The organism is Paenibacillus sp. GM2 (assembly GCF_900069005.2).
Taxonomy (GTDB): domain Bacteria; phylum Bacillota; class Bacilli; order Paenibacillales; family Paenibacillaceae; genus Fontibacillus.
The window spans coordinates 198,619-212,743 of sequence record NZ_LN831279.1; the positions used below are offsets into that span (position 1 = coordinate 198,619).

Annotated in this window: 10 protein-coding genes; all 10 read left to right on the top strand. The window is 48.2% G+C overall.

All coding sequences use genetic code 11. The annotated features are described in order from the left end of the window. The first annotated feature begins 84 nt into the window (after window positions 1–84). The 10 genes from BN1360_RS10780 (at window position 85) to BN1360_RS10825 (ending at window position 13,829) form a co-directional block, all read left to right on the top strand. The gene (locus BN1360_RS10780; protein WP_068779865.1) at window positions 85–795 is read left to right on the top strand and encodes a response regulator transcription factor; all 711 of its coding nucleotides are present in this window, start codon (window positions 85–87) and stop codon (window positions 793–795) included. Between the two features lie 23 nt (window positions 796–818). Next, complete coding sequence (locus BN1360_RS10785) at window positions 819–2,438, top strand: sensor histidine kinase (RefSeq protein ID WP_229520975.1); 1,620 nt, start codon at window positions 819–821, stop codon at window positions 2,436–2,438. Between the two features lie 93 nt (window positions 2,439–2,531). Then, window positions 2,532–4,175 carry a type 2 periplasmic-binding domain-containing protein gene (locus BN1360_RS10790; RefSeq protein ID WP_068779866.1) on the top strand — a complete coding sequence of 548 codons (1,644 nt, stop codon included), beginning with the start codon at window positions 2,532–2,534 and terminating at the stop codon, window positions 4,173–4,175. A 105-nt stretch (window positions 4,176–4,280) separates the two neighbouring features. Then, window positions 4,281–5,150 carry an ABC transporter permease gene (locus tag BN1360_RS10795; RefSeq protein WP_229521114.1) on the top strand — a complete coding sequence of 290 codons (870 nt, stop codon included), beginning with the start codon at window positions 4,281–4,283 and terminating at the stop codon, window positions 5,148–5,150. A 9-nt stretch (window positions 5,151–5,159) separates the two neighbouring features. After that, the gene (locus tag BN1360_RS10800; protein WP_068779867.1) at window positions 5,160–6,047 is read left to right on the top strand and encodes a carbohydrate ABC transporter permease; all 888 of its coding nucleotides are present in this window, start codon (window positions 5,160–5,162) and stop codon (window positions 6,045–6,047) included. Between the two features lie 34 nt (window positions 6,048–6,081). Then, a complete protein-coding gene (locus BN1360_RS10805) occupies window positions 6,082–8,820 on the top strand; it encodes a carbohydrate-binding protein (protein ID WP_082790019.1) in 2,739 nt (912 codons plus the stop codon). Between the two features lie 264 nt (window positions 8,821–9,084). Next, complete coding sequence (locus tag BN1360_RS10810; RefSeq protein WP_229520976.1) at window positions 9,085–10,428, top strand: FG-GAP repeat domain-containing protein; 1,344 nt, start codon at window positions 9,085–9,087, stop codon at window positions 10,426–10,428. Window positions 10,429–10,451: 23 nt separating this feature from the next. After that, window positions 10,452–11,150 carry a response regulator transcription factor gene (locus BN1360_RS10815; RefSeq protein ID WP_068779869.1) on the top strand — a complete coding sequence of 233 codons (699 nt, stop codon included), beginning with the start codon at window positions 10,452–10,454 and terminating at the stop codon, window positions 11,148–11,150. Continuing rightward, complete coding sequence (locus tag BN1360_RS10820; RefSeq protein WP_068779870.1) at window positions 11,137–12,534, top strand: sensor histidine kinase; 1,398 nt, start codon at window positions 11,137–11,139, stop codon at window positions 12,532–12,534. Before BN1360_RS10815 ends, BN1360_RS10820 begins: the two co-directional genes overlap by 14 nt. Before the next feature lie 104 nt (window positions 12,535–12,638). Next, window positions 12,639–13,829, top strand: a complete 1,191-nt coding sequence (locus tag BN1360_RS10825; protein ID WP_229520977.1) for a stalk domain-containing protein — start codon at window positions 12,639–12,641, stop codon at window positions 13,827–13,829. The last annotated feature ends 296 nt before the right edge of the window (window positions 13,830–14,125 follow it).

Consider the following 14,125-nt stretch of genomic DNA (forward strand, 5'->3'; position numbering starts at 1 on the left):
CGTCAAAGGAGGCGAGGATGTCTCAGCTTGTAACGATGGCTTGATAAGGGGGAGTATTACATCAATAAGTAAGGAGACGATAGGATGATGAATGTTCTGGTTGTAGACGACGAATCTACGGAACGTGAAGGAATCAAAAATTTGCTCTGCCAATACAAATTTCCCTGCCGCGTGCTTGAGGCCGAAAACGGTCGCGTTGCTGAAGAGATCCTGCAAAAAAACGCGGTTGATATTTTAATTACCGATGTGAAGATGCCGTTGATGAATGGCATTGAACTGAGCAAAGCGGCTAGAAGGATGCAGGAGAATTTGAAGATCGTCATCTGCAGCGGTTATGGCGAATTTGAATACGCCCTCAGCGCAATCAAGCTTGGGGTGATCAACTATTTACTGAAGCCGCTCATTCGTGAAGAGCTATTGGAGGTCATGGAAAACCTCACTCAGAAGAAGGCCTATATCGATCCTGATCAGGAGACCGAAGAATCCAGGGTGATTCGCCAAGTGAAACAGATTATAAAAAATAATTATCAACATGATATTTCATTAACAGATGTAGGCAACGAGGTCTATTTATCGCCAGGCTATCTCAGCATTTTGTTCAAAAAAGAAACAGGCATGAATTTCTCCAAATACTTAACGGATTACCGATTGCGGAAAGCAGATTATTTGTTGACACAAACCAATATGAAAATAAACGATATTGCGGAAAACGTTGGGATTGAAAATCCGTCTTATTTCTGCAAGTTATTCAAAAATAAATACGGTGTCAGTCCGATGCAATATCGGAAGTGCTGAGATCAATGATGATCATTCGTCTGATGAAAAGCAGGTTTAATGATCTAAAGTTCCGCAGCAAGCTGCTTCTCTCACACCTCACCATTGTGCTGATTCCGATTCTACTCCTGGGCATGCTGTCATTTCTTCAATCCTACACAACGCAGATCAACGAATTAAATAGTGAGGCGCGCTCCGGTCTCAGCCAAATGGCCAACATCCTGGACTACAAAATAAACCGCTATAACATGCTGTGCGAATTTATTGTACTGAACCGGGATTTCTCTCAAATTTTTTTGAAAAATTATCAGGACAATTATTTTAATATGTACTTGGATTTCAGGGATACGATGGACCCGCTGCTCTCGCAAATCAAGCTGATGGACGGGAATATCGAAGAAATTACCTTCTACACCTCAGGTGATCTGCTGGGGATTCGCGATCATATACTGCCGCTTCATGAACTGAAAAGACAGCCATGGTATGACGGTGATCGAGGCCGGCGCTGGATTATTTATGACGGGCATGTGTATTTGCTGCAGCAGTTGATCAGCAATCACAGGAACAGCAATTTTATGGTGATCACCATCAATTATGAAAGTATCTTCTCAAGCATAGAGCAGGTCTCCGACCATATCTCTGTAAGCATTGAAGACAGCCGGCATAAGCTCATATATCAAGGCAATCAGGACGTGCTGACAGCCAGAAGCCTGACGGACATCAGCGGTTCGCTGCAAAATATCGACTGGACGCTGAAATTTTCCGTTTCCCACGATAATGCTTACATGAATGCACTGACCATTTTTAAGATTACGTTTTTTGTTATTGTGCTAAGCTTGCTGATTGCCTTCAGTCTGATATATGTATTTTCCAGCAGCTTCACGCGGAGGATCGTTCATCTGAGAAATAAAGTAGATAAGGTGGAGCAAAACAATCTGGAGATCATCATCCAAAGCTCTTCCCGGGATGAAATAGGCGAGCTTACGAATGGGATCGGCAAGATGCTGGGCAGGATCAAAAGCTTAATCTCGCAGGTATACGAGGCAGAAAGCGCCAAGAGAGAAAGCGAGTACAGCCAGCTCATTGCCCAGATCAATCCGCATTTTCTGTATAACACCTTGTCGTTCATACATTGGCGCTCTGTGAAGAAGCAAGATATCGAAACCGGGTACATGGTGGCCGCGCTGGCCCAATTTTATCGGACCACGCTGAATAAAGGCAAGGCGCTGGTAACGATTAAGGACGAATTAGCCAATATCAAGGCCTATATCGATCTGCAGCTCATTATGCACGATGCAAGCTTTGAGATTGATTATAAGGTGGAAGAGTCGCTATTGAACCATCACATTATTCACTTCATATTACAGCCGATTGTCGAAAATGCGATCAAGCATGGCTTTGCTGAACCTCTGATTGGCGACCGCCTGTTAAACATCTCTGTCTATCTTGAAAAAGGGGAGATCAAAATGAAGGTGGAGGATAACGGCATCGGCATGTCGTCGGAGCAGGAACAAAAGCTGTTGACCGCAAGCAGCTCCGGTTACGGTGTGAAAAATGTCAATGATCGCATCAAGCTGTATTACGGAACGGACTATGGCTTGGACATTTTTAGTAATCCGGGCCAAGGAACTAAGGTGAAGATTACGCTGCCTTATAATTCATAAAAAACGTGTTATGAATCAAAAAAACGTTGCATATCCGCCCTTTATGAAAACGGATACAATGAACCCATAAAATCAAATAAAGGGGTTAGCGATATGAAGAATAAGCGGAAATTAGTCTTTATTCTCCTGGTTTGCCTCAGCATGCTTGCTGTCAGCGGCTGTGGAGGAGGAAGCGGGACAAACGCTGGCGGCTCGGATGAAGCGCAGGTCGATGATGGGGTGAAATTTGATCCGTATGGCAAATATGACACCTCTGTTGAATTCACGATCGGCCGTAACACAAACCATACTAGCAATCTTCCCGACGGAGACACAATCGAGAACAACATGGCTACCAGATATGTGGAGAGCAGGGTGAATGTGAAGGCGAAGATTGCCTGGGAGACCGATGATATGGATCAGAAGCTGTCCCTCTCCATGACGACGGGCGATCTGCCTGATGTAATGACGGTTAGTCGGGACATTCTCAACCAATTGGTCGATAACGATCTGATTGCGGATTTGACCGAAGTTTATGACAAGACCGCCTCCAAAGGCTTGAAAGAAATTTACGACACCTATGGCAGCCTGCTCATGGATCAGGTTACTTTCGATGGCAAGATCATGGCTTTGCCGCATACCAATATCGGCAACCAGCATCAGCTGCTGTGGATCCGCAAGGACTGGATGGATAAAGTAGGCGCAAAGACGCCTGCAAGCCTGGAGGAAGTTTGGGACCTGGCCAGGACTTTCGTTGAAAAGGACGTTTCCGGCACAGGAAAAACGGTCGGTTTCGTTATGGATCAGAATGCGATGAACTTTACGCCGGTATTCGCGGTCTATAATGCCTTCCCGACGAACTGGATCAAGGATGCGGAAGGCAAGGTCGTATATGGCTCGGTGCAGCCGGAAATGAAGGAAGCGCTGGCTGATTTGGCCCAGCGTTACAAAGAGGGGCTGATCGATAAGCAGTTTGCCGTCAGGTCCGGGGAAGAGAAGGAAGCGCTGGTCATTAAAGGCCAGGCAGGTATGCTTTTCAACCCTTGGTGGATCGGCTACACGAACTATAAAGATACCATTAAGCAGGATCCGGAAGCGGTCTGGATCGCCGTATCCGCACCGGTTGATGAGAACGGCAAATTTAAGACAATCCGTCAGGACCCGGCCGGCAGCTTCACCGTAGTCAAGAAGGATTACGCTCATTCGGAAGCGATTATGAAATCGATTAACCTGAACACAGATTTTTTGTATTCGCTTACGGACGATGCTGTTCAGTACAAAAAAGAGCATGCAAGTGAAGGGCTGACCGATAACAGCAGATGGAATAACGAGCCGACGCAGATTCCGATGCAAATCGATTATAACGACGTATTGAAGCGTTACTATGATGACATTATGGAAGCGGACCAAGCCGGAAATGAGAGCAAAATTCAACCTGACCGTCTAGTATCGCTCCATGCCTATCAGGACTTCAAAAAAGAAGGGAACAATATCGACGCTAATACTTACGGGGAATATCTATCGCGTATTGAAGGGCAACGGGAAGCCAACAATCCGAATCTGGAAGTCATACCGGGCGCTTTTTATGGCACAACCGATACGATGAAGATGAAATGGGCCAATCTGAAGAAGATGGAAGAAGAGACGATTCTTAAAATCATTATGGGCGAAGCGCCGCTTAGTGAATTCGATAAATTCGTCGACACCTGGCATCGGACTGGCGGGGACGAAATTCTGGCCGAGATAAATCAAAAGTAACTTTAATCGCAGGATGTGATGAACATGAATCGAACCGGAGTCAGCATGGGCCGGCAGCTGCAAGCGCCGCTGCGCCAAAGCCGTGCGCGCCAACGCCTGAACGGGATGACCTATCATATGATGCTGCTGCCTGGCATGATCATGCTGTTCATTTTCGCCATCATTCCGATGTTCGGTGCGGTGATGGCGTTTCAGAGATTTATTCCAGCCAAGGGGATCGGCGGCTCCCCTTGGATTGGACTCGGCAATTTTACTTATATGCTGCAGCTTCCGGACAGCAGACAGATCTTTGTGAACACTCTGGTCATCGCTGCCGGAAAGATCATTCTTGGCCTGATTGCACCGATCGTATTCGCGCTGCTGCTTCATGAGGTGCGGGTGAAGCTGTTCAAGAGCACAGTGCAGACGATCGTCTATTTACCGCACTTTATGTCCTGGGTTGTGCTGGGAACGATGCTGACAATGATCTTCTCTTATGACGGGATGGTCAACAATTTGCTGGAACTCCTGGGTCTGGAGCGGATCATGTTTATGGCCAGCAATACATGGTTCAGGCCGCTGCTGATCGTGACGGATACCTGGAAGGAATTCGGCTATGGGACGATTATTTATTTGGCGGCCTTAACGGCGATTAACCCGGCACTGTATGAATCGGCCGCGCTTGACGGAGCTAACCGCTGGAAGCAAATGCTGAATATTACTTTGCCAGGCATTTTTCCAACCATCATCTTATTGGGCACGCTCAGCCTGGGGAATGTGCTGAACGCCGGCTTTGATCAGGTCTTTAACATGTATAATCCGCTCGTCTACGAGACAGGGGATATTATCGATACATTTGTTTATCGTATGGGGCTTATTAATATGCAATATTCATTTGCTACGGCGGTCGGTTTGATGAAATCAGTAATTAGCTTTGTGCTTATTATTATCTCCTATCGGCTGGCGGCCAAGTATGCCGGGTACAGGATTTTCTAGGAGGATCATATGGTACAGTCGCAAACCTTGGGATCAAAAATGATGAATGCTCTGATTATCGCCGTGCTGGTTATCATCGCTTTTCTATCGCTGGCTCCGATGCTTAACACGATCATGATCTCGATCAGCAGCAGCGCGGCGGTGAACGCCAGAGAGGTCAATTTCTGGCCCGTTGACGTTAATTTCTCTTCCTATGAGAAGATTCTGAACGATGTCAAGTTCTGGCGCGCTTTCAAAATATCTGTGGAACGGGTCGTCCTTGGGGGCGGCATCAATATGCTGCTTACGGTGCTGATGGCTTACCCGCTGTCGCGCAGCACGATGCAATTCAAATCGCGCAATGTCTACATGTGGATTATCATTTTTACTATGCTGTTTAGCGGTGGGATCGTCCCGTGGTATATGGTCATCAGCAAGCTGAATCTCATCAATACCCTCTGGGCGCTGGTGCTTCCAGGCGCGGTCCCGGTGTTTAACGTGATCCTGCTGATGAATTTCTTCAAGGGCATTCCCAAGGAGCTTGAGGAAGCGGCATTTATGGATGGAGCGGGGCCGCTCAAAATTTTATTGAACATCTTCCTGCCGGTCTCTCTGCCCAGCCTGGCCACAATCACCCTGTTCGTGATTGTGGGGCACTGGAACAACTTTTTTGACGGTATTGTGTTGATTAATGACAGCAGCAAAATTCCGTTGCAGACCTATCTGCAGCAGCTAAATCTGACGCGGGACCAGATGCAGAACCTGACCGTTGAGCAGCTTCAGCAGTTCAATAAAATATCCAATACGACCCTGAATTCAGCGAAAATCTTGGTCTCCATGATTCCGATTATGATGATATATCCTTTCTTGCAGCGGTATCTGATTCATGGCATCGTGCTTGGCTCGGTAAAGGAATAGATGGGAAAGTAAATTTATATTGGGAGGGGTTAGCGTGAACTTGAAACATGGAAAGCCGTTCAGGTCCAAATGGTTTATGGCCGTCCTGGCCATTGTGCCTGCTTTAACCGTATTCACAGGAATAGGAGCTTCTCCAGCCGATGCTTACAAGTCTTCCGATGCCGATATAGCCATCAGGGCATTTAATCAATATTTCTGGAATCCCGAAACGAAGCATTTTCGGGCCGATTCGCAGCAAAGCGACTCCTACCAGAGTTTTTGGGTAGAAGCCGAATTATGGGAGATGGTCATGGATTCATATCTCCACACCTCCGATAGGACGTTAAAGCAGCAGCTTCGCCAGCAAATCGATGATATTTTTACGGGGGCGGTGGCGAAGTACGGAGAGGACTGGACGAATAATCCGTTCAACGACGATATTATGTGGTGGGCTATGGCCAGCGCGCGAGCGTATCAAATTACCGGCGAGCCGAAATACCTGGACAAGGCGAAATATTACTTCGACTTTGTGTACGACACCCAATGGGATGAGGAATTTGGCGGCGGACTCTGGTGGTTAAACAGCGAGCATGTTACGAAGAACGCTTGCATCAACTTTCCGGCTGCCGAAGCAGCGGTATTCCTCTATGAAATAAGCGGGGACCAGCACTATCTGGACGCCGCTTCCCGTATTTTTCGCTGGGGCAAGACGATGCTGACCGATGGCAAGGGCAAAGTCTTTGACCGGATTGAGCCGGTACGCGGCGGCGTTCCCGATGCGACCCACTATAATCAGGGAACCTTTATCGGCGCGGCGGTAGGGCTGTACCGCAGCACCGGGGATTCCGTCTATCTGGAAGATGCCGTGAAGGCCGCTCAATTTGTCAAGGAACACCAGACGGATGAGAATAGGCTGCTTAATTATGAAGGGCCCAACGGGGACTTGAAGGGCGGCAAGACGATTCTAATTCGTAATCTGGCCTATTTATTAACCTCCCTGGACGGAAAAAAGGCTGCATCAGGCTATAAGCAGTTTAGCAGGGAGCTTGACGAATGGCTCGCTTATAATACGGAAATGGCCTGGAGCCACCGCAATGAGGATGGAATTGTTGACGGCAATTGGATCGGCCGCAGGCAGTCCGGAACCTACGACTCCTGGACAGCGTCCAGTGCCGTTCAGGCGCTGGCGGTCCTTAAGCCCAGGAGTATGCCGCTAAGCTATCAGACCAGGGATGCCTATCATAAAATTGAAGCGGAGAAGTACAATGACGGCAAGGGTTTCATCCTGGAGGGAAGCGCAGAAGGAACGATGCAGCTCGGCGGAATTCAATCCGGCCATTTTGCAGCCTACAAGCAGGTGGACTTTGGCAAGCTGGGTGCCAAGGGCTTTATTGCCAGGGCGGCCAGCGGGACGGCAGGCGGCAGGATCGAGATTCGTCTGGATGCTCTGAACGGTCCGGTCGTTGGCACTGTCAACGTCGAAGACACAGGCGGATGGGAGCATTTTATGGATGCCGTCAGCGTATTGAAAGATCACCAGGGCCATCCTGCAACGGTAACCGGAGTTCATGACGTGTATCTGGTATTTGAAGAAACAACGGACAGCTATCTGTTTAATCTCAATTGGTTCAAATTCACGCGGGATGATCCGACCAGGACAGACGCTTTCGCTAAGTTGCAGGCGGAAGATTTTGATGACAGCTTCGGGTTGGACCGAAATATGGAGCATGGCTATATTGAGGGGATTTCCGATGGAGCTCATGCTCTTTATCGGGGGATTGATTTCGCTGACGGAGCGTCCGGGGTTACGGTATATGTATCAAGCGGATCCCAAGGCGGAACGATTGAGGTAAGGCTCGACAGTCCGCAGGGACCAGTGGTCAGCGAGATCCCGGTTCCGGCCATGGGCGATTGGAATCGGTGGATGAACATGATGTCCATCGTTGATGATACGCTGGCAACCGGTACTCATGATGTATATCTAACCTTTAAAGGAACAAATGGAGCTGATTTCCCATGCAATCTGGATTGGTTTAATTTCACGACGGTGAAGGGCAAGGTTATGGATGCCTATAGCAAAATAGAAGCCGAGAGTTATACAAGTGCAGTGGAGCTTGGAACGGAGACGGGCGGAGGTCATACCTATTTGGCTGGTTTGTATGGCCCGAATCAGCCTTATGCAATGTACAACTATATTGATTTTGGCAGCGGCAGTCCGGAGCAGTTCCATGTGCATGCGGCCAGTGATACCGCTGGCGGTACCCTTGAAGTGCGGATCGATGGAGTGAACGGCCCTGTAATCTCAACTGTGCAAGTGACGGGGACCGGAGGCTGGCAAAAATTTCAGGTTTTCTCGTCAGAGATAACCACCCGCGTAACGGGAAAACATCTGATATTCCTTGTTTTTAAGGGATCGGACTGGTTGTACAATATCGATAAATTCACCTTTGGGGATCCTGAGGTATTCACCGCTCCTGCTCCCGAGCCTGAACCGGTGATAGATCATATTCCGCCGGGAGAGGTGGAGAATGTGCGCGTGGTGCAAGCAGGACAAAGCATGGGGCTCTATTGGGATGGACCCTATGATTTGGACGGACAAAAAGTGTTGATCAGCCTGTTTCAGAACAAAAAACAGGTCGGTCATACATTAGAGGTATCAAGAGGGGTTCAGACCGTTGTACTCCCGAAAATACCCGCTGCCAAAAGTTATTCGATAACGATTCAAAGCGTGGATGTCTCGGGTAATAGATCCAAGGGATATACGTTTCGGCTGAAGGATCATCTGCGCGGGTAACTTATTGGAATTTCCAGCCCGGGTAGGTGTATAATTTGTTACACAATCAGTTCAGCAATATTCCCGCTGGCGCTGATATAATAAAATACTGGAAATGTCGTGCTTATTCATTGCAAATACGGGCTATCCTAAGGTCATCTGACCTTATGTGATAGCCTTTGTTCATTGTTGGCGTAATGGTTCTGTAACCTCTTCATCTCGTCATTCTATATGATTAGAGATAGAGTTAGTCAGTCTATGAATTTAGAATTGAATGGTGATGACATGAGAATCAATCGAATGATATTTGTATTTATAATCAGCGGAGTTGTCCTGCTTCTCGGCGGCTGCAGTCTGGGCAGTACGCCATTTCAGCTGCTGCAGCCCCCGGCCCAGTCCCAGCAGCAGTCCAATATCCGCCAGGAAGTACTGCAGCAATTGCCGCCTCATTCCAAGCTGGTCATACCCGATAACGGACCTTATGGGGCCACGGCGATATTCATTAAAGATATTCTCGGGGATGGCCATCGGCAGGTGATTGCTTTTTATGCCAATGAAAGCGATGAATTTGAACACGGGTATATTCTATTGCGGGAGAATCAAGGGAAATGGGAACGGATGGATCAGGTTGCAGTTCCAAGCCGCGGTATCGATTTCTTCCAGCTTGCCGATCTTGACGGAGACGGACGCAGCGAGATTATTACCGGCTGGAAGGGCGGGGTTCGCGGACGCAATGAGCTGCAGATTCATTCGGTGAATGAGCAGAACAAGCTTGAACTGGCTGGGGATATGCTGTACACCAGGATACTTGTTACCGACCTGGATGGCAACAACAGACCGGAGCTGTTCAACCTGTCCTGGGATTCCGAGAAAATGGTAGCGGAAGCGGCTTTATATGATTTTCATGATGGCCGGTTAGTCAAGCAAACAGCGCTTGATCTGGATGGTGCGATCAACGGCTATGCCCAGGTTGTTACCGGCAAAGTAAATGAAGAACGTCAGGGAATCGTCATCGTGGCAGATTTCGGCGCCCACTCTTCTTATACTTCGCTGCTGATTAAGGAGCAAGGGCAGTTAAAGGATGTGCTTAATGCCGATCCGCTCAACCCGGAATTTTTTAATGCTCAGACGACCTTGAGCGAGGATATCAACGGGGATGGAATTCTGGAAATTGACCGGATGAAGGAGCCTCCGGGAACAGAGGATATCCCTTATTCGGACATGCCGTTCATTCATGAGTGGATACAGTGGACGCCGCAAGGCAAGCTGCAGCCCGTGATGGACAGCTTCTATAGCTTTGAGAACAATTACCGCTTTGATCTGCCGATGCGTTGGATCGATCAGGTGACACTGCAGTATACCGGCGACAATGAGGATATCTCGTTCAGACCCCTGCGGAACCCTGAGCTATCGCTCCTGGAGATCAAAATAGTGCCTTTGTCCGACAAGAGTCAAGAGATTGAAAAATGGAAGAAGGCAGGCTATCAATTTGTTTCCTTGCGCGAAGGCAAGGACAAGTGGATTGCTGGCATATTCCCGGAAAGTTTGCAGGAATATCCGAATGCAATTCAATCGTTGGCTATTTCGGTGAAGGAATTGGTCAGCGGTTTTAAAGATACGAAATATTAAGGCAGTGTTGGAGGTTGTACAAGATGAAGGTAATGATTGTAGAGGATGAGCGCCCGATCCGTAATTTTGTGCGCATCAACTTGAAACGGCAGGGGATCGTCGTTGTGGAGGCGGAATCCGGTGAGGAGGCAATGGAAGCTGTAGAGAGGGAGAAGGACATAGATATAGCCTTGCTTGATATTCAACTGCCCGCGATTAGCGGGCTTGATGTGTGTAGAATGCTCAGGCGTTCTTTTCCGAAAATGGGCATAATTATGCTAACAGCACTAACGCAAGAGGAAGACTTGGTGGCCGCGCTTGAAATGGGGGCGGATGATTATATATGTAAACCGTTCAGTCCAACTGAGCTGTTGGCCCGGATTAATGCGCTTTACCGCAGATTGCATCCTGTGGCGTATGAAATGGGCGGACAGCTTCAGTCGGGCATTTTTAGGTTATCGTCGAAGGAACGGAAGCTGTGGAAAAATGGGATTGAGGTGGAGCTGACGCCGACCGAATATGCGTTGATGAAATTGTTTCTGGAGCATGCAGACGCCAGCTTGAGCAGGGATGACATCCTTAATGCGGTATGGGGACAGGATTATTCGGGTGAGGTAAAGACTGTCGACGTACATATGCGGCGCTTGCGCAACAAGATTGAGGACGATCCTTCTCATCCGCACTGGATTCATACGGTGTGGGGACATGGCTACAAATGGAGCTCACAGCATGAAGAGCATTAAGAGCAAGCTGTTATTAAGCCATTTCTTTATTATTTTGTTCGTTACAACCTTGTTTTCCACCGTCTTCCTGTATGGTGTCCACCGGTATTATTACCAGGGGGCGAAGGAAGCGTTCGCGGAGCGGGTGGATGTGCTGTCTTCATACTACAATAAATTTATTAACGATGAGACGCTGCGTGAAAAAGCGACAGAGATCTTCCAGCAAATTCCGACGGCTGATTATATGAGTATTCAAGTGCTTGATCTGTCGGGAAAGGTGCTGATGGATGCCAATGGCTTCGAGCAGGAGGGGCAGCTGTCCTCGCCGGATATTACCGAAGCCACTCAGGCCGGAGAAGGGTCTTGGACCGGAAGGACAGAGCAGGACGGCGAGCATGTGATAGCATACAGCTATGCCCTGTACCGGGAGGAGAATGCCGTTGGTGTCGTTCGGTTTGTTACATCCTTGGCTGCGGTTGATAAACTGTATGCGGAGATCGTCTTGGTTACGCTGACGCTCAGCGTCGGCATTATTGCCGCTTCCTTCATCGTCAGTTTATTTCTGTCGAGCAGAATGGTGGGCCCCCTGCTTGAATTGCGACGCATAGCCAATGCGTATATCAGGGGGGATTTCCATGTCCGTTCCGAGAATCGGCAGCGCGATGAGATTGCTGTGCTTGGTCAGACGATGAATGTCATGGCCGAGGAAATTTTAAAAACCGATAAGCTGAAGCATGAGTTTATTTCGACGGTGTCCCATGAATTAAGGACGCCGCTTACTTCTATTCAGGGCTGGTCGGAAACGCTGCTTACCGGAGATATGCAGGATAGAGAAGAACTGCTCGACGGGCTGCAGACGATTCGTGATGAGGCAAAGCGGCTCAACGGCATGGTTAATGATCTGCTGGACTTCTCCAAGCTGCAGGCCAAACATCTGGAGATGCATCCGACGCGCTGGAATGTAGGAGAATTGCTGCATGAACTGAAAATACAATTCGCGGCCCACCTCGAGCAAAAGGGGGTTACTCTGCGGACTGAGTATGATGATGCCGGATATATTACGGCGGACCGCAACCGGATGAAGCAAGTGCTGATTAATTTGCTGGACAATGCGATCAAGTTCTCGCATAAGGGCGGTGAAGTGCTGCTGAGAGCCCGGCGGCTGGAGCAGGGGCTTCAGCTTGAGGTGATCGATGAAGGCGAGGGGATCGCACCGGCTGATTTGGAGAAGATGATGACCAAGTTTTTTAAGGGCAAGAGCAAGCAATCCGGCAGCGGAATCGGGCTTGCCCTGGCCAGGGAGATCGTGGAACTGCATGGGGGAAGCATGAAGATGGACAGCGAGTTGCATCAGGGGACAACGGTAACTATTGTATTGCCTTCTGCTTCATCGCTGCTGACGTAGGCTGTTGTTGATTTGTAACTATCTCTTTCACCGCTCCTGTTACGATAGGTTCACAGGAAGATTAGTCCAATTAAATGCTGGCTGCTGCCGGCGAATTCAGACTAATGCTTCAGAATCTAGAGTTTAACTTACTCATTATCGAAAGGGCGATGGACATGAAAACAGGGATGGCTAAAAAATCGATTATTGCTTTGGGAGTGGCTGGCGGATTGCTGATCAGCGGCGTGGGTGTTGCCCAGCTGGCACAACCGGTACAAGCGGCACAAGGGGTTGCACCCTCCGCCAAAAGCGTGGTTGAGGCAGAGCTCTCAAATAAGCTGGAGCAGAAGGTTACTATTAAGACGAAGGCGCTCACCTCGAATAGTCCCTATTTGAAGGTACATGTGAAAATTCCAGTCGTGGAGGGCTTGAAGGATACACAATATGGCCTGGAAATGAACGATATTATTGAACGCAATGCGGATAAGGCGATTCAAGAGTGGGAGAAGCTGGCTGCGGAAGGAGCCAAGGAGGCAAAAGAGAATAAATATGAATTCCGTCCGTATGAATTGTATATCGACTATGAGGTGAAGTCAGACGGCTCGGCTGCCGTTAATCCGCAGCAATTGCTCTCGTTTGTAGTTACTCAAGAGGGCTTTAGCGGAGGAACTTCAATGCCGATCAAATATTTCTACAATGTATGGAATAAAGCCGAGGCCGAACGGGTGACGCTTGAGGAATTGTTTGGCTCCGATTATAAAGCAGCGCTGGACAAGCAAATTCGTGAGCAAATTGCTAAGCAGCCGGACGATTATTTCGCGGACGAGTTCAAAGGAATCGATGCCGGACAAGAGGAGGATTTCTATGTGAAGGACGGCAAGGCTGTGATCGTATTCCCTAAATACTCGATCGCACCAGGAGCCGCAGGAACACCGGAATTCAGCATTGCCCTTGCCGCCAAAGGGGAAGATCATGAAGCTGCGAAGGCCAGTGTTGTCATCAACAAGAGCGAATACTACACAAAAGCAGATGGGCAGATGATGATTCCACTGCGTTCCACGATTGAAGGTCTTGGCTTCAAGCTGACCTGGAATGCAAAGGAGAAGAGAGCAGACCTGACCAAGGATGCTGTATTTACATCGATTGAGCTCGGCAAGGATCAATATTTCTTGAACAAGGTAGCTCCGTTCTCCCTTGGTGCTGCTCCAGAGCTGCATAATAAGAATACGTATGTTCCGGCAGATTTCGTAACCAAAGTGCTTCAAGGTACGATCGAAAAGGCTGAGAACGGAGCGCTTAACGTAACGCTTAAATAATTCAATCAGATTGATAAACATAATAAATATATTCAGCTAACAAGGTTAGAAAAGAAAATAAAGAGCAATCTCAAGTGAAAAAAGATATTGGGATTGCTCTTTTCTTATTTTGTGCGATTGAACTCCAGTCTGGTGTCAGAGGGAAATATCCTCTTGAATGAGCGTTTGGTCTGATAAAAAATCCAATCAGGAACTTGAAATTTGTCCCTAATTTGAGTATCATAATATTGGTTATTAGCACTTGAATATGTCGAGTGCTAATACATAGAAGAATATGTCTATGATTTCATTACAAC